The sequence below is a fragment of the Micromonospora sp. NPDC051543 genome (assembly GCF_044454415.1).
GTDB lineage: Bacteria > Actinomycetota > Actinomycetes > Mycobacteriales > Micromonosporaceae > Micromonospora.
The window spans coordinates 23,112-44,235 of sequence record NZ_JBITDT010000026.1 but is presented as its reverse complement, the minus strand read 5'-3'; the positions used below and the strand labels follow the sequence as shown (position 1 = coordinate 44,235).

The 21,124-nt window shown below is 71.8% G+C and carries 20 protein-coding genes; 13 read left to right on the top strand and 7 right to left on the bottom strand.

The annotated features are described in order from the left end of the window. The first annotated feature begins 70 nt into the window (after window positions 1-70). Window positions 71-364 carry a ferredoxin gene (locus ACIA3K_RS30510; protein WP_357119276.1) on the top strand — a complete coding sequence of 98 codons (294 nt, stop codon included), beginning with the start codon at window positions 71-73 and terminating at the stop codon, window positions 362-364. A gap of 47 nt (window positions 365-411) precedes the next feature. Here the strand turns inward: ACIA3K_RS30510 and ACIA3K_RS30505 are convergent, their stop codons facing one another. The 3 genes from ACIA3K_RS30505 to ACIA3K_RS30495 are packed head-to-tail and all read right to left on the bottom strand — an operon-like array spanning window position 412 to window position 3,069. Next, complete coding sequence (locus ACIA3K_RS30505; protein WP_355053016.1) at window positions 412-984, bottom strand: hypothetical protein; 573 nt, start codon at window positions 982-984, stop codon at window positions 412-414. Between the two features lie 28 nt (window positions 985-1,012). Further along, window positions 1,013-2,014, bottom strand: a complete 1,002-nt coding sequence (locus tag ACIA3K_RS30500; protein WP_396805152.1) for a tRNA (adenine-N1)-methyltransferase — start codon at window positions 2,012-2,014, stop codon at window positions 1,013-1,015. Further along, window positions 2,011-3,069: a M50 family metallopeptidase gene (locus ACIA3K_RS30495; RefSeq protein WP_396805178.1), complete on the bottom strand. Its 1,059-nt coding sequence runs from the start codon at window positions 3,067-3,069 to the stop codon at window positions 2,011-2,013. Before ACIA3K_RS30495 ends, ACIA3K_RS30500 begins: the two co-directional genes overlap by 4 nt. 173 nt (window positions 3,070-3,242) lie before the next feature. On the opposite strand from ACIA3K_RS30495, the gene ACIA3K_RS30490 reads away from it, so the two are divergent. From ACIA3K_RS30490 to ACIA3K_RS30475, 4 genes are all read left to right on the top strand, one after another. After that, window positions 3,243-4,157 carry a RecB family exonuclease gene (locus tag ACIA3K_RS30490; RefSeq protein ID WP_396805150.1) on the top strand — a complete coding sequence of 305 codons (915 nt, stop codon included), beginning with the start codon at window positions 3,243-3,245 and terminating at the stop codon, window positions 4,155-4,157. Window positions 4,158-4,383: 226 nt separating this feature from the next. Next, on the top strand, window positions 4,384-5,070 hold the full coding sequence (locus ACIA3K_RS30485) for a response regulator (RefSeq protein WP_396805148.1): 687 nt from the start codon (window positions 4,384-4,386) through the stop codon (window positions 5,068-5,070). Window positions 5,071-5,400: 330 nt separating this feature from the next. Then, complete coding sequence (locus ACIA3K_RS30480; RefSeq protein WP_396805146.1) at window positions 5,401-6,168, top strand: ABC transporter ATP-binding protein; 768 nt, start codon at window positions 5,401-5,403, stop codon at window positions 6,166-6,168. Beyond that, a complete protein-coding gene (locus ACIA3K_RS30475; protein WP_396805144.1) occupies window positions 6,168-8,723 on the top strand; it encodes an ABC transporter permease in 2,556 nt (851 codons plus the stop codon). The genes ACIA3K_RS30480 and ACIA3K_RS30475 overlap by 1 nt, the downstream gene beginning before the upstream one ends. A gap of 69 nt (window positions 8,724-8,792) precedes the next feature. Here ACIA3K_RS30475 and ACIA3K_RS30470 read toward each other — a convergent pair whose 3' ends face one another. Further along, window positions 8,793-9,443 (bottom strand): HAD family hydrolase, encoded by a 651-nt coding sequence (locus ACIA3K_RS30470; protein ID WP_396805142.1) that lies wholly within the window; start codon window positions 9,441-9,443, stop codon window positions 8,793-8,795. A 122-nt stretch (window positions 9,444-9,565) separates the two neighbouring features. Next, window positions 9,566-10,309 (bottom strand): neutral zinc metallopeptidase, encoded by a 744-nt coding sequence (locus tag ACIA3K_RS30465; RefSeq protein WP_396805140.1) that lies wholly within the window; start codon window positions 10,307-10,309, stop codon window positions 9,566-9,568. A gap of 421 nt (window positions 10,310-10,730) precedes the next feature. Between ACIA3K_RS30465 and ACIA3K_RS30460 the strand changes: the two genes are divergently transcribed. The 3 genes from ACIA3K_RS30460 to ACIA3K_RS30450 all read left to right on the top strand — a co-directional run bounded on the left by ACIA3K_RS30460 (window position 10,731) and on the right by ACIA3K_RS30450 (window position 12,977). Further along, entirely contained in the window at window positions 10,731-11,096 is a 366-nt protein-coding gene (locus ACIA3K_RS30460; protein WP_396805138.1) for a hypothetical protein, read from the top strand. Window positions 11,097-11,325: 229 nt separating this feature from the next. After that, entirely contained in the window at window positions 11,326-11,718 is a 393-nt protein-coding gene (locus ACIA3K_RS30455) for a YciI family protein (protein WP_396805136.1), read from the top strand. A 5-nt stretch (window positions 11,719-11,723) separates the two neighbouring features. Beyond that, on the top strand, window positions 11,724-12,977 hold the full coding sequence (locus ACIA3K_RS30450) for an RNA polymerase sigma factor (RefSeq protein ID WP_396805134.1): 1,254 nt from the start codon (window positions 11,724-11,726) through the stop codon (window positions 12,975-12,977). An 81-nt stretch (window positions 12,978-13,058) separates the two neighbouring features. Here ACIA3K_RS30450 and ACIA3K_RS30445 read toward each other — a convergent pair whose 3' ends face one another. Next, the gene (locus ACIA3K_RS30445) at window positions 13,059-14,159 is read right to left on the bottom strand and encodes a calcium:proton antiporter (protein WP_396805132.1); all 1,101 of its coding nucleotides are present in this window, start codon (window positions 14,157-14,159) and stop codon (window positions 13,059-13,061) included. 89 nt (window positions 14,160-14,248) lie between these two features. Here ACIA3K_RS30445 and ACIA3K_RS30440 point away from each other — a divergent pair, with 89 nt between their 5' ends. Together ACIA3K_RS30440 and ACIA3K_RS30435 are read left to right on the top strand one after the other, a co-directional pair. Continuing rightward, window positions 14,249-14,611, top strand: a complete 363-nt coding sequence (locus ACIA3K_RS30440) for an ArsR/SmtB family transcription factor (RefSeq protein ID WP_396805130.1) — start codon at window positions 14,249-14,251, stop codon at window positions 14,609-14,611. Beyond that, complete coding sequence (locus tag ACIA3K_RS30435; RefSeq protein WP_396805128.1) at window positions 14,608-15,108, top strand: SRPBCC family protein; 501 nt, start codon at window positions 14,608-14,610, stop codon at window positions 15,106-15,108. Before ACIA3K_RS30440 ends, ACIA3K_RS30435 begins: the two co-directional genes overlap by 4 nt. Here the strand turns inward: ACIA3K_RS30435 and mug are convergent. After that, window positions 15,081-15,674 carry a G/U mismatch-specific DNA glycosylase gene (gene mug, locus ACIA3K_RS30430; RefSeq protein WP_396805126.1) on the bottom strand — a complete coding sequence of 198 codons (594 nt, stop codon included), beginning with the start codon at window positions 15,672-15,674 and terminating at the stop codon, window positions 15,081-15,083. The two genes, ACIA3K_RS30435 and mug, sit on opposite strands and share 28 nt — an antisense overlap. Before the next feature lie 105 nt (window positions 15,675-15,779). On the opposite strand from mug, the gene ACIA3K_RS30425 reads away from it, so the two are divergent. From ACIA3K_RS30425 to ACIA3K_RS30415, 3 genes are all read left to right on the top strand, one after another. Next, window positions 15,780-16,523: an SAM-dependent methyltransferase gene (locus ACIA3K_RS30425; RefSeq protein WP_396805124.1), complete on the top strand. Its 744-nt coding sequence runs from the start codon at window positions 15,780-15,782 to the stop codon at window positions 16,521-16,523. 285 nt (window positions 16,524-16,808) lie between these two features. After that, window positions 16,809-18,092, top strand: coding sequence for a ThuA domain-containing protein (locus tag ACIA3K_RS30420; RefSeq protein WP_396805122.1), 1,284 nt, complete (start codon window positions 16,809-16,811; stop codon window positions 18,090-18,092). A gap of 87 nt (window positions 18,093-18,179) precedes the next feature. After that, the gene (locus tag ACIA3K_RS30415; RefSeq protein WP_396805120.1) at window positions 18,180-21,011 is read left to right on the top strand and encodes a PQQ-dependent sugar dehydrogenase; all 2,832 of its coding nucleotides are present in this window, start codon (window positions 18,180-18,182) and stop codon (window positions 21,009-21,011) included. The last annotated feature ends 113 nt before the right edge of the window (window positions 21,012-21,124 follow it).

Here is a 21,124-nt window from a genome sequence, read left to right as displayed (position 1 = left end):
GTCTGCGGGGTCGTTAACGGCGTTCGGGTACCGTCGGAGGCTGGTACGGGAGAACATGGGGGGTGCACCGGTGGCCGAGGTCGCGACCGACCAGTTGCAGGTCTGGGTGGACCAGGATCTCTGCACGGGCGATGGGCTCTGCGTGCAGTACGCGCCAGAGGTGTTCGAGTTCGACATCGACGGCCTGGCGTACGTCAAGGGCGCCGACGGTGAGCTGAGGTTGGCCCCGGGCAGCCGCGTCGACGTGCCCGAGCACCTGCGACTCGAAGTGATCGACTCCGCGAAGGAGTGCCCGGGCGACTGCATCCACGTGGTGCGCGGCGACGGCGTCGAGGTCGCCGGCCCGGACGCCGAGGACGACTGAACCGACGCCGCGCGGTCCGCGCGACGCCGGTCCGAACGGGGTACGCCTCAGAGCATCGGGCGGCCGACCACCGAGGCGACCAGCCGCGCGAACTCCTCCAACCGGGCGATCTGCCCGGCCCCACCGTCGTCGAGGGTCTTGCCGAACCGCAGCGCGTCGTGCCGCGGCGTACCCGCCATCTCCTCGCTCGGCGGCGCCTCGTCCAGTGAGGTGAGCAGCAGGTAGACGTCGATGCTGTCGACCCGGATCTCGCCGCTCTCGGAGCGGTTCAGCCGCCGCCGGCAGCCCACCTCGGTGACCGTGGAGACCGGCACCACCCGCAGCGACGACGTCATCGAACCCGGCGGCCCCTCCCCCGGCGGCACGTCCTCGCCGTGCCAGAGGATCAGCCGGCTGCCGTCGCAGACGACGACCTCCTGCCACACCCCGTTGACCTCGTTGACGAAGCGTTCCAGGGTGAAGCCGAGCACCGAGGCGCCGCGCAGCACCCCGCCGAGCGCTTCCAGCGCGACGTCCGGATCCCGCAGATAGGCGCGCGCCGCCGACTCCAGGTCCTGGTAGGGCGACCAGTCCGGAAACACGGCGGGCAGGTCGCCGCCGCCGTAACCCGGTCGGCTCATCGGGCCGCCTCCCCCCGCTCACCGATGGTCACGGCCTGTCCATCTCCCCCGTCGCGTCGGGCTGCGCGTCGGCGGCCTGGGCGGCGGCTGCCTGGCGGGCCGCCTCGGCCGCCCGCAGGTCCTCGCGGCGCTGCACGTACGCCTCGGTGCCCTTGCTCGGTTTGCGGCGACGCGGCGGCGCGGTGACGCCCGGGGCGAGCTTGCGCGCCGAGACCAGGAACGCGGTGTGCGCGATCATCCGGTGGTCGGGGCGGACGGCGAGGCCCTCGGCGTGCCAGTCGCGCACCAGGGACTCCCAGGCGCGCGGCTCGGTCCAGCCGCCGCGCTCACGCAGCGCCTCGACCAGCTCGGAGAGCTGCGGGGTGGTGGCGACGTAGCCGATGAACACGCCGCCGGGCACCAACGCCCGCTCGACCATGTCGAGGGTCTCCCAGGGAGTGAGCATGTCCAGGATGATCCGGTCGAAGCCGGTCTCCTGGCACTGCGCGACGTCGCCGACGTGCAGGTGCCACGACGGGTGCGGCCCGTTGAAGAACGCCTCGACGTTTCGTTTGGCGATCTGGGCGAAGTCGTCGCGTACCTCGAACGAGTGCAGCTCGCCCTCGGTGCCGACGGCGCGCAGCAGGGAGCAGCTCAGCGCGCCGGAGCCGGCGCCGGCCTCGAGGACCTTCGCGCCGGGGAAGATGTCGCCCATCGCGACGATCTGCGCCGAGTCCTTCGGGTAGATCACCTGAGCGCCGCGCGGCATGGAGAGCACGTAGTCCGACAGCAGCGGACGCAGCGCCAGGAACGCGGTGCCGCCGCCGGAGGTGGTCACCACGCTGCCGTCGGGCAGCCCGATCAGCGCGTCGTGCGCCAGGATGCCGCGGTGGGTGTGGAACTCCTTGCCGTGCTCCAGCGTGACGGTGTGCATCCGCCCCTTGGGGTCGGTCAGCTGCACCCGGTCGCCGGGCCGGAACGGGCCTCGGTGCACGGGTGTCAGCGTCCGGGGGGCGTCGTCGGCTGCGACGGTGGAGGGAGTTGCGGTCACGGTGTCATCTTCCGGTTGGGTTCGAGGAGCTGTGCCAGGTCCCCGATATGCAGAATGCCGACGACATCTTCGCCTGACGTCACCACGTACTGCGCGCCCGGGTGGGTCTGCACGGCCTCCATCACCCGTTCGCCGTCGAGTCCCAGCGTCAGGGTGGGGAGCGCGGTGAGCGGCCGGGCGACGGAGTCCACCGCCAGCCAGGCGCGACGCTCGACGGGTACGGCCGCGGCGGCGGCCGGGTCGACCAACGCCACCGGATGGCCGGTGGAGTCGGTGACCAGCAGCGCGGCGGCGGGCTGCCCGCCCTCGGCGCGGCGGCGCTGCGCCTCGGCCAACGGCGTGCCGGTGGTCACCGGCCAGATCGGCCGCGCCAGTTGGGCCAGGTCGATCAGCGGGAACCGTCGGCTGACCCGCGCGGCCCGGATCGACTGCCCGGCGCCGCGCCAGAGGGTGACGGCGACCAGCAGCATCAGCGGCAGCGCCACCGGGGCCAGGTGGTCGGTGGCGGTCAGCAACCCGACCAGCGCGGCCGTGCCGACGGCGACGACCCGGCCGGCCCAGCCGGCGACCTCGGTGCCACGGTGCCGGTCCCGGGTGAGACCCCACACGGCGGCGCGTAGCGCCCGGCCGCCGTCCAGCGGCAGCCCGGGCAGGATGTTGAACACCGCCACGATGACGTTGCTCAGCGCGAGCTGGAAGGCGAGCTGGTGACCGACGGTGCCCGCCGGCAGGGCGAGGGTGGCGGCGACCGCGAGGGCGCCGAGCACCGCGGACACCGCCGGGCCGGCCAGCGAGACCAGCAGGTCGATCCGGGGTGTCGGGGCGTCCCGCTCCATCTCGGTGTATCCACCGAGCAGTTCGAGGGTGATTCCCCGCACACCGATGCCGTAGCGGCGGGCGGTGAGCGCGTGGCCCAGCTCGTGCAGCAGCACCGAGCCGAGCAGGGAGACCACGAATCCGAAGCCGATGAGGTAGCCGCTGAGCTGCGGCAGGTCCAGTTGTCGGCGGGCGAACTCGGCGTAGAGCACGGCGACCAGCACGGCGAGCAGGAGCATCGACGCGTTGAGGTGCAGGGGCACCCCGAACACCCGGCCCACGCTCAGACCGGGTCGCCGGTCGGACCGGCGCGGCGGCCGGGAGGTCTGCTCCATCGCACCGATGCTACGGACCGGTCACCTGCGGGGCGGGCGGCGGGCGGTGTCACACCGGTGCCCTAACCTTTGCGCACATGACGGCGGAACCGGTCACCACCCCCCAGTCCTCTCCCCCGGCGCAGACGCCGCCGACGGTGCGGGCCTCGCTGTCGCCGTCGCGGGCGGCGGATTTCAAGACCTGCCCGCTGCTCTACCGGTTCCGCAGCATCGACCGGCTGCCCGAGCGGACGACCCTCGAGCAGGCCCGGGGCACGCTGGTGCACGCGGTGCTGGAGCGGCTGTTCGACCTGCCCGCCTCGAGCCGCACACCGGCCGCGGCCGGTGACCTGGTGGCCCCCCAGTGGGACCGACTGGTCACCGAGCAGCCGGAGCTGGCCGCGATCTTCGACGACGCCGAGCCGGCCGGCCCGGTGGAGTTCCTGCGCTCCGCGGCGGGGCTGCTCGAGGGCTACTTCGCCGTGGAGGATCCGACCCGCCTGGAACCGGCCGAGCGCGAGAGTCTGATCTCGGCGGTCGTCGACGAGGAGCTGCTGATCCGGGGCTACCTCGACCGACTCGACGTGGCCCCGGACGGCGCGCTGCGGGTGGTCGACTACAAGACCGGCGGCGCGCCCCGGGAGGCGTTCGAGGCGCGGGCGCTGTTCCAACTGAAGTTCTACGCGCTGGTGCTGTGGCGCACCCGCGGGGTGGTGCCCCGGGTGCTGCGCCTGCTCTACCTGCGCGACGCCGAGGTGTTGGACTACACGCCCGACGCCGACGAGCTGGTCCGCTTCGAGCGCACCGTGGTGGCGCTGTGGCGGGCGATCGAGCAGGCCACCGCCCGGCAGGACTTCCGACCCCGGCCGAGCAAGCTGTGCGACTGGTGCAGTCACCAGGCGCTGTGCCCCACGTTCGGCGGTACCCCACCCCCATTCCCCGTCGAGGCGACAACCGCCAACCCCCTCCGCGACGCCCGCACCACCCCCGCACCCCCCGGCGCCGACGACTAACCCCCACCCCACCCCCCGCACCCCGCCCCACCCCCGCCGATCTTGCACTTTGGGATGTCGACTTCATCAGATTCGCACCATTCATCCCAGCAGAAAGTGCAAGATCGACGGCGTCAGAAGGGCTCGCCCGACCGGAGCGGTGCTGTCCGGGTCGGGACAGGGCGCCCGGCCGACCTCTACCGTGGTCCGCGACGCACAGGCCGGTGGAGCGGGGACGGGAGACGACATGAGCGATCGGGTGGCCCCGGCGCGGCCGGTACGGATCCTGCTCGCCGACGACCAGCCGCTGCTGCGGACGGGCTTCCGGATGGTGCTGGGCGCCGAGGGCGACCTCGACGTGGTGGCGGAGGCCGGTGACGGCGTGGAGGCCGTGGAGCTGTCCCGACGGCTCCTGCCCGACGTCGTGCTGATGGACATCCGGATGCCCCGCATGGACGGGGTGGCGGCGACCCGGGCCATCGTCGACTCCCGCCTGCCGGTGCGGGTGCTGGTGCTGACGACGTTCGACCTCGACGAGTACGTGGTGGGGGCGCTGCGCGCGGGCGCGAGCGGATTCCTGGCCAAGGACGTACCCGCCGAGGATCTGATCGCGGCGATCCGCACGGTGGCCGGCGGGGACGCGGTGGTCGCGCCACGGATCCTGCGGCGACTGCTCGACCGCTTCGCCGACCTGTTGCCCGACCCGGCGGCGACGCCGTCGGCGGCGCTCAACGCGCTCACCGACCGGGAACGTGAGGTCCTGGTGCAGGTGGCCCGAGGACTGTCCAACGCCGAGATCGCGGCGGTGTTGTCGGTCAGCGAGACGACCGTCAAGACCCACGTCGGGCACCTGCTGACCAAGCTGCGGCTGCGCGACCGCGTGCAGGCCGTCGTGCTGGCGTACGAGTCGGGTCTGGTCCGCCCACGGGCGTAGTCGCCGCGCGGCGACTACCTCACCCGGCGTACCCGAAGATCCCCCCGTGGAGGGACGGCCTGGGTTGCCGTCGTCACCTACCGTGACCGGAGGCGGCGTCGCGCGGTTGACCCTCCTGTGACGTGCGGGGGAAGTGTGCAAAACCGGTCGATCGGCCGTCGGGTCAGGGGCAACCCTGATGCGGCATGGGGGTGCACCCGCAGCGGGAAATCCGCTGCGCGTCCCCCCAGGGGCGGACGGGACGGGCGCTCGCGGCGCCGATGATTGAACGGTCGCGCCGGACCATCGGGGGGCGGCGTGGGATTCGGACAGACGGAAGAGGTAGATGACGTGACCGCGACGGTAGGCCGGCAGGCGCAGGCCGCGGCCCGGGCGAACGACGTGTGGAAGGTGTACGGCAGCGGCGAGGCCCAGGTCATCGCGCTGCGGGGGGTCAGCGCGGAGTTCGAACGTGGCCGCTTCACCGCGATCATGGGGCCGTCGGGTTCCGGTAAGTCCACGTTGATGCACTGCCTCGCCGGTCTGGACTCGGTGACCCGGGGGACGGTGTCGATCGGTGAGACGACGGTCACCGGGCTGGGCGACTCGGGGCTGACGAAGCTGCGCCGGGAGAAGGTGGGCTTCATCTTCCAGCAGTTCAACCTGCTGCCGACGCTCACCGCGAAGGAGAACATCCTGCTGCCGATGTCGATCGCCGGGCGCAAGCCCGACCCGGCCTGGTACGACACGGTGATCAGGACGGTGGGCCTGCAGGACCGGCTGGACCACCGGCCGGCACAGCTCTCCGGCGGTCAGCAGCAGCGGGTGGCGTGCGCGCGGGCGCTTGTCGCCCGTCCTGAGGTGATCTTCGCGGACGAGCCGACCGGAAACCTTGACTCGCGCTCCGGCGCGGAGGTGCTCGGCTTCCTGCGCAACTCGGTGCGCGAGCACGGTCAGACCATCGTGATGGTCACCCACGACCCGACCGCGGCGGCGTACGCCGACCGGGTGGTCTTCCTGGCCGACGGTCAGATCGTGTCGGAGCTGATCGAGCCGACCGCCGACACGGTCCTGGACACCATGAAGAAGCTGGACACTCCGGCCGAGGTGGGCAACTGATGTTCCGGGCGACACTCAAGAGTCTGCTGGCCCGCAAGGTCCGGCTGATCCTGTCCGCTCTGGCGGTGGTGCTCGGGGTCATGTTCGTCTCGGGCGCGTTCGTGCTGACCGACACGCTGGGTCGCTCCTTCGACTCGGTGTTCGCCGACGGCTTCTCCGAGATCGACGTGAACGTCGCGGCGAAGCCGAAGATCGAGGTCAGCGAGTTGGAGGGCGAGCAGACCTCCGCTCCGCTGCCGGCCGCCGTGGTCGACCGGGTCAAGCAGGTGCCGGGGGTGGCCTCCGCGACCGGTGTCGTCAACGCCGACGGCGCACGGGTGATCGGCAGCAACGGCAAGGTCGTCACGTCGTTCGGTCCGCCGCAACTCGGTGAGAACTGGGTCGGCGAGAGCGACCTGCTGCAACTGCGCGAGGGCCGCGCGCCGCAGGCCGACGACGAGATCGTGATCAACAAGTCGCTGGCCACGACCGCGAAGGTGCGCGTCGGCGAGAAGGTCGGCGTGCTGACCGCGTTCGAGTCGAAGAAGCGGGACTTCACCCTCGTCGGCATCGCCGGTTACAGCGGTGACCGGGACTCGATCGGCGGGGTCAACGAGGTCTTCTTCACCACCCCGGTGGCGCAGCGGCTGATGCTCGGCGCACCGGACACCTTCAGCAGCGTCACCGTCCGCGCCGCCGGCGGCGTCTCCGACGAGAAGCTGCGCGACGACATGGCCCGCACCCTGGGTGCGGACTTCGACGTGAAGACCGGTGAGCAACTGGCCGAGGACGCCGCGGCGAGCCTGAAGGAGGGCCTGTCGTTCTTCAACAAGATCCTGCTGGGCTTCGCCGCGGTGGCGCTGCTGGTCGCCACGTTCCTGATCCTCAACACCTTCTCGATCATCGTGGCGCAGCGCACCCGGGAGTTGGCGCTGATGCGCGCCATCGGGGCGAGCAGCCGCCAGATCATCGGCTCGGTGGTGCTGGAGGCCGTCGCGGTCGGTCTGCTCGCGTCGGTGCTCGGTCTCGCCGCCGGCATCGGGGTGGGCGCGCTGCTGGCGTTCCTGTTCGGCAAGCTGGCCGGTGGGCTGACCCTGGCCGGGATCGGCGTGCCGGCGGCGGCCGTGATCGGGTCGTTCGGCGTCGGCCTGGTGATCACCGTGGTGGCGGCACTGCTGCCGGCGCTGCGGGCATCCCGGATCCCGCCGATCGCCGCCATGCAGGACGTGGCCACGCCGGACCGGTCGTTGACCAAGATCACCGTGGCCGGGTCGGTGGTCACCGGCATCGGCGCGGTGCTGCTGTTCCTGGGGCTCAGCGGCAACGCGGGCGGCCAGACGCTCGCCACCATCCTCGGCGGCGTGCTGTTCGCCTTCATCGGGGTGGCGCTGCTGACTCCACTGATCAGCCGGCCGGTGGTGAACCTGCTCGGTGCGATCTTCTCCTGGTCGGTGCCGGGCAAGTTGGGCCGGCTCAACTCCGGGCGCAACCCGCGCCGTACCGCCATCACGGCCGCCGCGCTGATGGTCGGCATCGCGCTGGTCACCGGCATCACCGTGATCCTGGACTCGGCCAAGAGCAGCATCAGCGCGCTCGCCCAGGACACCATCAAGGCCGAGCTGGTGATCGCCGGTCAGCAGGGCGGCCCGCGTCCGCCGAGCTTCGACCCGAGCGTGCTGGACCAGGTGAAGGCGCTGCCCGGCGTGCGGATGGTCGACGGCGAGTACGGCGACATGGGGCGCATCGACGGCGAGAGCACGTGGGTGGCGGCGAGTAGCGACATCGCGTCACTGCGGCAGATCTTCGGCGCGAAGGCCGCCGCCGGTGACATCGACCGGCTCTCGCCGACGCAGATGCTGGCCAGCTCCGACACCGCCAAGTCCCGCGGCTGGTCGGTCGGCTCGACCGTGAGCGTGCAGCTGACCCGGGGCGAGGCCCGCACGTACACGATCAGCGGCATCTACGAGTCGTCGCAGCTGACCAACCCGGTGACGTTGCCGGCGACGGCGGCGAAGGACTTCGCGATCCCGCAGCCCATCCAGGGCTTCATCCAGCTCGCGCCGGGGGCCAAGGTGGCCGACGTGCAACCGCGGGTGGAGACGCTGCTCGCGGACAGCCCCGAGGTGTCGGTGGCCGACCGGGACGCGTTCATCAAGCAGCAGACGAGTTCGCTCGACGGGCTACTCACGATGATCAAGATCCTGTTGGCGCTGGCCATCATCATCGCCGGGCTCGGCATCATCAACACCCTGGCGCTGTCGGTGCTGGAACGGACCCGGGAGCTGGGTCTGCTGCGGGCGATCGGCCTGCGGCGCGGCCAGACGATGGGCATGATCACCGTGGAGGCGGTGGTGATCTCCGTGTTCGGCGCGCTGCTGGGCGTGGCGGTCGGCACCGGCCTCGGCGCCGCGGTGGTCGAGGCGCTCAAGGACGAGGGCATCACCGACCTGAACCTCCCCTGGGGGCAGATGGTCGTCTTCCTCGGTCTCGCCGCGGTCATCGGGGTGGTGGCCGCGGTGCTTCCCGCCGTGCGGGCGGCCCGGATCAACGTCCTGGGCGCGATCGCCCACGACTGACGCCAGGTACGACAACGAGGGGGTCCCGCAGCGCGGGGCCCCCTCGTTCTTTCCGGCCGCGGCTTTCTGTCAGGCCGCGGCGCGGTCGGTCAGCAGCGCCGCCAGCGCCGCCAGGTCCACGCCCACCAGGCTTCGCACCTGGTGTACGGCCTCGATGGGCGGCAACGGCACTTCGGCCGGTACGGCCAGCACGGCCGCGCCGGAGGCGAGCGCGCTGGCGACCCCGGTCGGTGAGTCCTCGATCGCCACACACCGCTCGATCGGCGCACCCAACAGCCGTGCGGCGGTCAGGTACGGCTCGGGGTGCGGCTTGGCCGCGACCACCTCGTCACCGGCGACCACCACGTCGAAGCTGTCCCGCCCGAGGGTGTCCAGGGCGATCTCGACCAGCGCCCGAGGACTGGAGGTGACCAGGGCGGTGGGGACTCCCGCCACGCGGACCGCGTGCAGCAGCTCGAACGCGCCCGGCCGCCAGGGCAGACCGGCGCGGAACAGCTCCAGGATCCGGGCGTTGATCCACGCCGCGCTGATCTCCGGATCGCGCTCGGGTTGGCCAAGGTCGTCGTGCAGGATGCGCATCGACTCGGCCATGGCGGTGCCGATGATCGACCGGCGGGCGTCGGCGGACAGCTCCCCGCCGTACTCGCGGGCCAGTTCCTGCAACGCGACGTCCCACAGCTTCTCGCTGTCGACCAGCGTGCCGTCCATGTCGAAGAGCACGGCGGCGGGGTGTTGGCTGCTCAGCGGATCCTCCAGGGGTCGTGACCGACACCGGCGATCCTGCCAGCCGGGTCCGCCGCCGGTGGCGGCAACGGCTCCGAGGGTGACCGGGGCAACCCCGCTCAGCTCAGGTCGCACTCCTTCAGCGAGCGTTCGTAGCCACGGAAGAACGTGTCGGTGCGCTGTTCGGCGGTGCCATGCGCGCCCTCGGCGAACCACGGCTGGTCCGGGTCGTCGCCGACCGCAGCCACGCCCTCGCGAAACTCGTCCAGGTCGCCCTCGGCGAGTTTCAGGTCGCCGGCGCGCACCGAGTCGCCGAGGTACGCCCCGGCCATGCAGTCGGCCTGCAACTCCTGCTGGATGGTGAAGCTGTAGTTGATGCCCAGGCGCACCTGGATGCCGTGGGCGTACTCGTGACCGAGCAGGTAGAACACGAACGCGTCACCGACCTCGCGGAACGCCGCCACCGACCAGGCGACGTCGTACGCGATGAAGTCGCCCTGCGAGCAGTAGACCGCGTTGTTGCGCGGCAGTGGCTGACCGCCGCAGGAGACCTCACCGGCCCGCTGGTACGGGGTGACCCGCCGGATGGGCGTGAAGCGCTGCCCGGACGCCTTGAACTGGGCCGCCCAGTAGCGCTCCGCGATCGCCTGCGCGTCGGCGACGTCCTGTTTGAACTCGGCCACGCTCGTGGTGCTGTCGGCGCGGGTGGTGTCCGGCTCCGGCGAGGCGGCCGACGGGTTCGCCCCTGGACGTTCGCCCTCCGGTTCGGCCAGTCCACCGCCCGCGCAGGCGAGCGACACCAGCGCGACGACCACCAGGCCGACGAGAGGTCCGCGCGCGACGCGTCCCGACCATGCCCCCACTGTGCCTCCCCAGACCTCGGCGCCCGCACCACGCCATACCCCGACGGTACGACCACCACGCCCGCCACCGGATTCACGCACAACCGACCCAGACGGTTCACGCCCCGCACAGAACCCCTTTCCCCCTCCGCCGCCCCCCTCCCGCTCCCGGACCCCCTCCCGCCCCCGACTCCCGCTCGGCCCCGGACTCCCGCTCGGCCCCCGGACTCCCGCTCGGCCCCCGGACTCCCGCTCGGCCCCGGACTCCCGCTCGGCCCCGGTGATCAAGAAGTTTGCGTCAGCCCGTCCGGCGTGTCGTGACGCGAACCTCTTGATCGACGGGTTCGGGGTGGGGGGTGGGGGTGGGGACGGTTCGCCTGGTGGGGGGTCGGGCGGCCACAATGGGGCGGGGCGGAGGTGGCCGTCCGGTCGGGAGGGCGACGTGCACGTACTGGGCAGCCGTCGACGAAGCCAGCCGGCTCCGGCGCATGTCGTGTGGCGGTCGCTGCGGGACCCGTACGAGTCCGCAAGCCGGCCCTGGCTGGAACTGCGCGACGACGAGGTGTCGCCACGGGTGGTGGCGGGGTATGCGCCGGTGCTGCTGGTGTGGTCGTCGCTGTGGCCGCACCGGCCACAGGACGAGATCCGTTTCGACATCTCGCCCGGGCTCCCCGGCGGTGACTGCGCGGTGCGCTGGACCCTGAGCACCCCCGACCCGGACCTGCCCAGCGAGAGCACCCTCGGCTACCTCCGCCACCGCCTCAACTACCTGATCAACAACCGCCTCCGCCTCTCCTACGGCCAATAACCCCCACCCCACCCCACCCGCCCACTGCCGTTGATCATGAAGTTATTGCGCCGACACGCCGACTTCGATGGCAATAACTTCATGGTCAACAGGGCGAGGGTGGGGGGCGGGGCGGGGGTGGGGGTGGGAGGCGAGGGGGGCGGGGTGTCCGGGGTGGGGGGTTGGGTTCGACGTTTCTGGTGAGCGGTGCCGGGGCGGCACCGGGAACAGGAAGGCCACCATGAAATACATGATCATGCTTTACGGGTCGCAGCGGGACTACGACGCGTTGACGGGCCGGCCCTCGGACCGGCCGGCCATGTCGGCCGAGCAGGTGGCAGCCATGCACCAGCACATGGAGAAGTTCCACCAGGCGCTCGCCGAGTCCGGGGAGCTCGTCGACGCGCGGGGCCTGAGCGAGCCCGTGCACGCCCGTCGTGTGCGGGTGCAGGGCGGGGCGCCCGTGGTCACCGACGGTCCGTACGCGGAGACGCAGGAGGTCCTGGCGGGCTACACGGTCGTGGAGTGCGTCAGCTTCGACCGGGCCACCGAGATCGCCGCCGGTCTGGTCGACCCGGACACCCCGGGGGCGTACGTGGACGTGCGGCCGGTGCTGGACGGCGTCGAGGACCTGGCCGGCTGAGCACAGTGCCCGAGACACCCGCCGAGGACCTGCTGCGCGAGTTGGCGCCGCAGGTCCTCGGCGCGCTCGTCCGTCGCTTCGGGCACTTCGACACGGCCGAGGACGCGGTGCAGGAGTCGCTGATCGCGGCGGCGGACACCTGGCCGCGCGATGGCGTACCGGACAGTCCCCGCGCCTGGTTGATCACCGTCGCGTCCCGGCGGCTCACCGATTTGCTCCGGCGCGACCAGGCGCGGGCGCGGCGGGAGGAGAAGGCGGCGCGGTGGATGCTGCCGGAGCAGTGGCTCGCGCCGGCCGCCGACCGACTCCAGGACGCCGACGACACGCTCATCCTGTTGTTCCTGTGTTGCCATCCGGCGCTCACCCCGGCGTCGCAGATCGCGCTGACGCTGCGCGCGGTCGGCGGGTTGAGCACCGCGGAGGTGGCCCGCGCGTTCCTGGTGCCGGAGGCGACCATGACCCGGCGGATCAGCCGGGGAAAGCAGCGGATCCGCGACAGCGGCCTCCGGTTCGCGCCACCGACGGCGGCGGAGCGCGCCGATCGGGTCGCCGCGGTACTGCACGTGCTCTACCTGGTGTTCACCGAGGGGTACGCGCGTACCGCCGGGCCGGGGCTGCTGCGCGCGGACCTGACCGCCGAGGCGATCCGGTTGACGCGGTTGGTGCGCCGGCTGCTGCCCGATGACTCCGAGGTCAGGGGACTGCTCGCGTTGATGTTGCTCACCGACGCCCGCGCGCCGGCGCGGATCGGCCCACACGGCGAGTTGGTGCCGATGGCCGAGCAGGACCGCGCCCGGTGGCGGGCCGACCAGATCGCCGAGGGCGTCGCGTTGGTCAGCGAGGCGCTGCCGCGCGGGCCTGTCGGGCCGTACCAGCTCCAGGCGGCCATCGCGGCCGTGCACGACGAGGCGCCGAGCGCGGCGGCCACCGACTGGGCACAGATCACCGCCCTCTACGAGGTGCTGCTCGGCCTGTCCGACAACCCGGTGGTGGCCCTCAACCACGCCGTCGCGGTGGCGATGAGCCGGGGGGCGCGGGCCGGCCTGGCGCTGCTCGCGGATCTGGACGGGGACGCCCGGTTGGCCGACGATCCGCGGCTGCCGGCCGCCCGCGCCCACCTGTGGGAACTGATCGGTGAGCGGGCCGCGGCGCGCGAGGCGTACCGGATGGCGGCCGCGCGCTCGACGAACCTGGCGCAGCAGCGCTACCTCAACGCCCGCGCGGACCGGCTGGTCGACGACCCGGCAGCCGCCGGCTGAGCGAGCGGTCCGGCCGGGCGTCGGCCGGGCCGAGCGCTCCACCGGCCGAGCCCGCAGCGTCCGGCCGAACGGGCCGCGCTGTCACGGACTGGCGGCCAGGAAGACGAACGCGGCCAGCAACACGAGGTGGACGCCGCCCTGCAACACGTTGGCCCGCCCCGGTACGACGGTCAGCACCGCCGTCACCGCGGTGAGGGCCAGCAGCGCGAGCTGGGTGCCGCCGAGGCCGAGCAGCAGCGGGCCGTCCAGCCAGATCGAGGCGATGGCGATGACCGGAATGGTCAGACCGATGCTGGCCATCGCGGAGCCGAGGGCGAGGTTGAGGCTGATCTGTACACGGTCGCGGCGGGCGGCGCGGGCGGCGGCGAGGGTCTCCGGGAGCAGCACCAGCAGGGCGATGATCACGCCGACGAACGCGTGTGGCAGGTTGGCGGCCGCCACGCCGGCCTCGATGGTCGGTGAGACGGTCTTGGCGTCGCCGACCACCGCGACCAGCGCCACCAGCAGCAGCGCGAGGCTGACCAGCGCGGCGCGGGTGGTGGGCGGCCTGGCGTGCTCCTCCGCGTCGATGACGCGGCCCTCGGTGTCGACCGGCAGGAAGTAGTCGCGGTGCCGACCGGTCTGCACCAGCACGAACAGCCCGTACAACGCGAGCGAGGCGACGGCGGCGAAGGTGAGCTGGGCCGGGCTGAACTCCGGGCCGGGGCGGGCCGTGGTGAAGGTCGGGATGACCAGGCTCAGCGTGGCCAGGGTGATCACGGTCGCCAGGGCGCCGCCGGTGCCCTCGGGGTTGAACACGGCCACCCGCCGGCGCAGCGCCCCGAGCAGCAGGGACAGGCCCAGGATGCCGTTACACGTGATCATGACGGCGGCGAAGACGGTGTCGCGGGCGAGCGACTGGGTCTTCTCCGGGCCGCTGATCATCAGGGTGACGATGAGGGCCACCTCGATGACGGTGACCGCGACGGCGAGCACCAGCGAGCCGTACGGCTCCCCCACCCGGTGCGCCACCACCTCGGCGTGGTGCACGGCCGCGAGCACCGCGCCGCCCAGCAGCGCGGCGACCACCACGACGACCGGGCCGGGGAGATCTCGCCCCCACGTCACGAGCAACACCAGCACCGCGAGCACGGGTACGGCGACGGTCCAATCGAGCAGGCGGGATCGAAGCTGGGCTGGCATGCGTCAAGAGTGCCAGGTCACGTGATCATGTGCCCACCATCGACGCAGCGCGTCGCATAATTTGTAACCCATGGGTTACGCTTTCCGACGTGGACGAGGTGGCCGCGGCGATCGCGGACCCGGTACGGCGGCGCATCCTGAGCATGCTGCGCGACGCGCCGCTGGCCGCTGGCGAGATCGCCCAGCGCTTCGCCATCAGCCGCCCCGCCGTCAGCCGCCATCTGCGGGTGCTCCGCGAGAGCGGGCTGGTCCGCGACGAGCTGGTCGGCCGCACCAGGATCTACCGCCTCGATCCCGCCCCGCTCGCCCCGCTCGTCGACTGGCTCGGCGGGCTCGTCACGCCGGAGAAGTGGGAGCGGCGCCTCGACGCCCTGGAGACCGAGGTCTATCGAACCCGCCGGGAACGCCGCACCCGCGGCCCGGACGCCCATCGAACGGAGCACACCGCATGACCCGTACCCCCGCTGGCCGCCTGTTCCGCACCGCCACCGGCCACGACCTCGTCCTCACCCGCACCTTCCGCGCCCCGGCGGCGGACGTGTGGGCGAGCCTGACGGACCCGGAGCGCACGGCCCGCTGGTTCGGCCCGTGGGAGGGCGACGCCCGGCCCGGCAGCACCATCCGCGTCCAGATGGCGTACGAGGAGCAGCAGCCCTGGTGCGACGTACGCGTCGAGGAGTGCGAGCCACCGCGCCGCCTGGCGGTGTCGATGGTCGACGATCACGGCGACTGGTCACTGGGGTTCGCGCTGACCGAGACCGACGGCGTGACCGAGCTGCGCTTCACCCAGCGACTCAGCAGCCTCGACGGCGTCGCCGAGGTGGGCGCCGGCTGGGAGTACTACCTCGACATGCTGGTCGCGTCCCGGGACGGCACGTCCCGACCGGAGTTCGACGAGTACCGCCCGGCCATGCGGTCCTACTACGAGGCGCTGGCCGAGGGGGTCTGAGGGTCGACCTCCCGCCGCAGTCGGGCGAACTCGGCGGTCAGCGCCGGCAGCGGAAAGTGGGCGTTCAGGCCGCTGGGGTTGGGCAGCACCCAGACCCGGGCCGGGCCCATCGGATCCGGCTGCGGGCCCAGCGCGGCCTTCGGCCGCACGAACGCGATCCGGTACGCGGTAACCCCGAGCACCGCCACCCACCGCGGCCGGTGCCGCTCGACCTTGACCGCCAGCCGGGTCACCCCGGCGACCAGTTCGGCGGCGGTCAGCTCGTCGGCCCGGGCCGTGGCCCGGTTGCTGAGGCTGGTGATGCCCAGTCCCTGCCGGAGCAGCTCGGCGCGCTCCCACGGGCGCAGTTCCCGGTCGGTGAAGCCCGCGCCGTGCAGGGCCGGCCAGAAGCGGCTGCCCCGCCGGGCGAAGTGCTCCCCCACCGCCGCCGAGTAGAGCCCCGGGTTGAACCCACAGAACAGCACCCGCAGGCCAGGGCCGATGACGTCCACCAGGCCGCGACCGGCCGCCGCCGCGACCTCGTGGCGGGTCGGCGGCCGCCACGGCGGTGACACGTCCGCGTCCATGGCACCGATCCTGCCGTACGCGCCGACGCCCGTCCCCGCTTGCCGGTGACGCCGACGCACCGGACCCGGTGCGCGCCGATGGTCATGCTTTGGCACCCTGAACCGATGCAATCCACCGACCACCTCGCCGCCAGCCGTTACGCGCGGATGCGCTGGAACACGCCCCTGTCGGAGGAGCACGCGGCCCTGCTGCTGCGGCGCCTCGACGTACGCCCCGGCGCGCGTGTCCTGGACCTGGGCTGCGGGTGGGGTGAGCTGCTGCTACGCGCTGTCGCCGCCGGCGGCGTGGCCGGCCCGGTCGCGACGCGGGGCGTGGGCGTCGACACCGACGAGGCGGTCCTCGCCCGGGGCCGCAGGCTCGCCACCGAGAGATCGCTGAACCGGCACGTCGCCTTCGTGGAGGGCGAGGCCGCCGCCTGGCAGGAGCCGGCCGACCGGGTGCTGTGCATCGGCTCGGCGCACGCCTTCGGGGGCACCGGAGCGGCCCTCGACGCCCTCGCCTCGGTGGTCCGCCCCGGCGGGCGGCTGCTGTTCGGCGAGGGGTACTGGCAGCGTGACCCCAGCGCGGAGGTCACGGAGATCTTCGGTGCGGACGTCACCGACCTCGCGGGTCTCGTCGAGGCCGCCCGTGAGCGGGGCTGGCGGCTGCTGCACCTGAGTACCGCCGACCAGCGGGAGTGGGACGACTTCGAGTCCAGCTGGCTCGCGGGCCGACAGGAGTGGCTGTTGACCTATCCCGAGGATCCCCGCGCGGCAGAGGTCCGCACCGAGCTCGACGACCGGCTGCGCGAGTACGTGGGCGGCTACCGCGACGTGTTCGGCCTCGCCTACCTGGTCCTCGGTCGCTGACCCGCATCCCAGGCGACAGCCGGTGGGGTTGACGGGCGCAGACATCGGAGGTTTACTGCCTCAACGACACCAGTCGATACCATCCGTCCGTCCACACTGGCCGGTCGGAGTCCTCGGCTGGCTCGGGTACCGCAACACGGCACCATCACCACCGCTCCACATCACCACCGCTCCACATCACCTCAGCCGAGCATCGGCGGCCCGGCTTCCGCATCACCGCCACCATGGCCCCTGACGCGCCCACGCGCGTCGTGCGGGGTCGACGCTCAGCTAAGGAGCATCACCATGCGTTCCCGTCCCCGCCTGTTGGCACTCGTCACCGGCTTGGCCGTGTTGATGGCCGGCCTGGTCGCGCTGCCGACCACCGCCTCGGCCGCGCCGCTGACCAAGGTCCTGGTGTTCAGCAAGACCGCCGGCTTCCGGCACTCGTCCATCCCCAACGGCATCGCGGCCATCCAGCAGCTCGGCGCTGCCAACGGCTTCAGCGTGACCGCCACCGAGGACGCCAGCCAGTTCACCACCTCCAACCTGGCCCAGTACCAGGCGGTGGTCTTCATGTCGACGACCGGCGATGTGCTCAACTCCAGCCAGCAGACGGCCTTCGAGCAGTACATCGCCGCTGGCGGCGGATACGTCGGCGTGCACGCCGCCGCGGACACCGAGTACAGCTGGCCGTGGTACGGGCAGTTGGTCGGGGCGTGGTTCGACTCGCACCCGGCGATCCAGACCGCGACCGTGAAGATCGAGGACCGGAGCAACCCCTCGACCGCGCACCTCGGCGCCACCTGGGTCCGCTCCGACGAGTGGTACAACTACCGCACCAACCCCCGGTCCAGCGCACGGGTCCTCGCCAGCCTCGACGAGTCGTCCTACAGCGGCGGCAACATGAACGGCGACCACCCGATCACCTGGTGCAAGGCGTACGGCGGCGGACGGGCCTGGTACACGGGTCTCGGGCACACCGAGGCGTCGTACACCGACCCGAACTTCACCCGGATGCTGCTCGGTGGCCTGCAGGTCGCCGCTGGTTCGGTGAGCGCCAACTGCTCGCCGGGGACGAACCCGACCACCCCGCCGCCGACCACGGCTCCGCCGACCACCGCTCCCCCGACCACCCCGCCGCCGACCACCGCTCCGCCGACGACGGCCCCGCCGACCACCCCGCCGCCCGCCGTCGCCGGTTCGACCCTGCGGGCCCGCGCCAACAACCAGTACGTCAGCGCGGCCAACGCCAGCACCCCGCTGATCGCCAACAAGACGTCCGTCGGCACCAGTGAGCGGTTCGAACTGGTCAACCTCGCCAACGGCAACGTCGCGCTGAAGGCCAAGAGCAACGGGCAGTTCGTCGCGGCCGAGAACGCCGGGGCCAACGCGCTGATCGCCAACCGGGCCAGCGCCGGCGCGTGGGAGACGTTCCAGCTGATCCGTAACTCCGACGGCACGGTGAGCCTGCGGGCCACGGTGAACAGCCGGTACGTGGCCGCCGACAACGGAGGCTCCTCCCCGCTGATCGCCAACCGGACCTCCATCGGGCAGTGGGAGAAGTTCGACCTCGTCACCACCAACTGACCGCGCCACGACCCACACCCCGCCACCCACACCTGGTCGTGGTGCGCCCCAGCACGCCCCGACCCTGGTCGTCGAGGAAGGACGATCATGCTTTCGAAATCCCGGCGCTGGTCACGGGCACTCGTCGCGGCGGTCACCACCGTCGCGAGTGTGACCCTGGCCGTGGCCGCAAACTCCCCCGCCGCGCAGGCGGTGGTGATTCCCGCCAGTGACTACCAACAGATCAAACTCGCCACCGGCTCCGCCGAGCTGGGCGAGGCCATGTCCCTGGCCGTCCTGCCCAACCGCTCGGTGCTGCACACCGCCCGCAACGGCGTCCTGCGGGTGACCGACGTGGCCGGCAACACCAAGGTTTCCGGCACCCTGTCCGTCTACACGCACGACGAGGAGGGGTTGCAGGGCGTCGCCGTCGACCCCGGCTTCGCCACCAACCGGTGGATCTACCTGTACTACTCGCCCACGCTGAGCACCCCGTCCGGGGACGCGCCCACCAGCGGCTCACAGTCCGACTGGGACCGGTGGAAGGGGCACCTACGGCTGTCCCGCTTCACCCTCAACAGCGACGACACGCTCAACCTGAGCAGCGAGAAGATCGTGCTCCAGGTCGCCAACGACCGTGGGCAGTGCTGCCACGTCGGCGGTGACCTGGACTTCGACGCCGCCGGCAACCTGTACCTGACCACCGGCGACGACACCAACCCGTTCGAGTCGTCGGGCTACGCGCCGCTGGACGAGCGGACCGACCGCAACCCGCAGTTCGACGCCCAGCGCTCGGCGGGCAACACCAACGACCTGCGGGGCAAGGTGCTGCGGATCAAGCCGCAGGCGGACGGGACGTACACCATCCCGTCGGGCAACCTGTTCGCGCCCGGGACGGCCAACACCCGTCCCGAGATCTACGCGATGGGTATGCGCAACCCCTTCCGGATGAGCGTCGACAAGGCGACCGGCGTCGTCTACGTCGGCGACTACGGCCCGGACTCCGGGAGCACGAACTCCAGCCGGGGCCCGTCGGGTCAGGTCGAGTTCAACCGGATCACGGCGCCCGGCAACTACGGCTGGCCGTACTGCACCGGCAGCAACACGAGCACGGAAACATACAACGAATACACGTTCCCGTCCGGACCGTCGCAGTCGAAGTACAACTGCACGGGCGGGCCGACCAACAACTCGTTCCGCAACACGGGCCTGCAGACCCTGCCCGCGGCCAAGCCGGCCTGGATCAAGTACGCGGGCGACTCCGGCTCACCGTCGGAGTTCGGCAGCGGCTCCGAGTCGCCGATGGCCGGACCGGTGTACCGGTACGACGCCTCGCTCAACTCCAGCGTCAAGTTCCCGCAGTCGCTGAACGGCCTGTTCTTCGCCGGTGAGTACGGTCGCCGCTGGATCAAGCCCATCGCCATCAACGCCGACGGCTCCCGGGGTGAGATCTCCAGCTTCCCGTGGTCCGGCACCCAGGTCATGGACATGGCCTTCGGCCCGGACGGCGCGCTGTACGTGCTGGACTACGGCACTGGCTCGAACAACCAGGCGCTGTTCCGGATCGAGTACATCGGCAGCGGCAACCGCAACCCCATCGCGGTCGCCTCGGCGAACCCGACGTCCGGCGCCAACCCGTTGACGGTGAACTTCTCCTCGGCGGGCAGCTCCGACCCCGAGGGTGGGGCGCTGAGCTACCTGTGGACCTTCGGTGACGGCACCACGTCGACGGCGGCGAACCCCACCAAGACGTACACCACCAACGGCACGTACTCCCCCACGCTGAAGGTCACCGACCCGACCGGGCTGACCGGTACGGCGAGCCTGGTCATCACCGTGGGCAACACCGCGCCGACGGTGACGCTCACCTCGCCCGCCGACGGGCAGCTGTTCAACTTCGGTGACACCATCTCGTACCAGATCAGCGTGAGCGACCCGCAGGACGGCACGATCGACTGTTCCAAGGTGAGCCTGACGTACGCGCTGGGCCACGACAGTCACGCCCACCAGATCACCTCGAAGAACGGGTGCAGCGGCTCGATCACCGTGCCGACCGACGGGGAGCACGACTCCGCGGCGAACATCTACGGGGTCTTCGACGCCGCCTACACCGACAACGGTGGGCTCACCACGCACAGCATCCGGACGCTGCAACCGAAGCACCGCCAGGGTGAGCACTTCGGCGGCCAGTCGGGTGTGCAGGCCACCGACCACACCAGCGCCGAGGGTGGCCGTACGGCCGGGTTCATCGAGAACAACGACTGGATCTCGTACCAGCCGTACAACCTGACCGGCGCGAACCGCATCACCGTGCGCGCGTCGTCGGCCGGGGCCGGCGGCACGATCGAGGTGCGGGCCGGCTCGGCCACCGGCACCCTGCTGGGCACCGTCACGGTGCCGGTGACCGGCAACTGGGAGACCTTCACCGAGGTGTCCGGCACGATCAGCAACCCGCCCAGCGCGTCGACCACGCTGTACCTGGTGTTCAAGGGCGGGTCGGGCTACCTGTTCGACGTGGACGCGTTCACCTTCACCACCGGCACCGGTGGCAGCACGCCGGTGACCACGCTGCGGGCGCAGATCAACAACCAGTACGTGTCGGCGGTCGGCACCACCGCGCTGATCGCCAACAAGGCCAGCGTCGGCAGCACCGAGCAGTTCGACCGGGTGGACGCCGGCAACGGCAACATCGCCCTGAAGTCGCGCTCCAACGGGCTCTACGTATCGGCCACGAGCACTACCGCACCGTTGGTCGCCACCGGCACGTCGATCGGGGCGGCGCAGACCTTCCAGATCGTCAACAACTCGGACGGAACGGTCAGTCTGCGTGCCACGATCAACAACCAGTTCGTCTGCGCGGAGAACTCCGGGGCCGGGTCTCTGATCGCCAACCGGACGTCCGCCGGGGCCTGGGAGAAGTTCTATCTGACCACCGGCTGACACGTGGTGGGGGGGGGCCCGGGGGGGGGGGGGGGGCGGCCCCCCCCCCCCCCCCCCAACCCCCCCCCCCCCCCCCCCCCGCGGGCCCCCCCCCCCCCCCCGGCGGGGGGGCC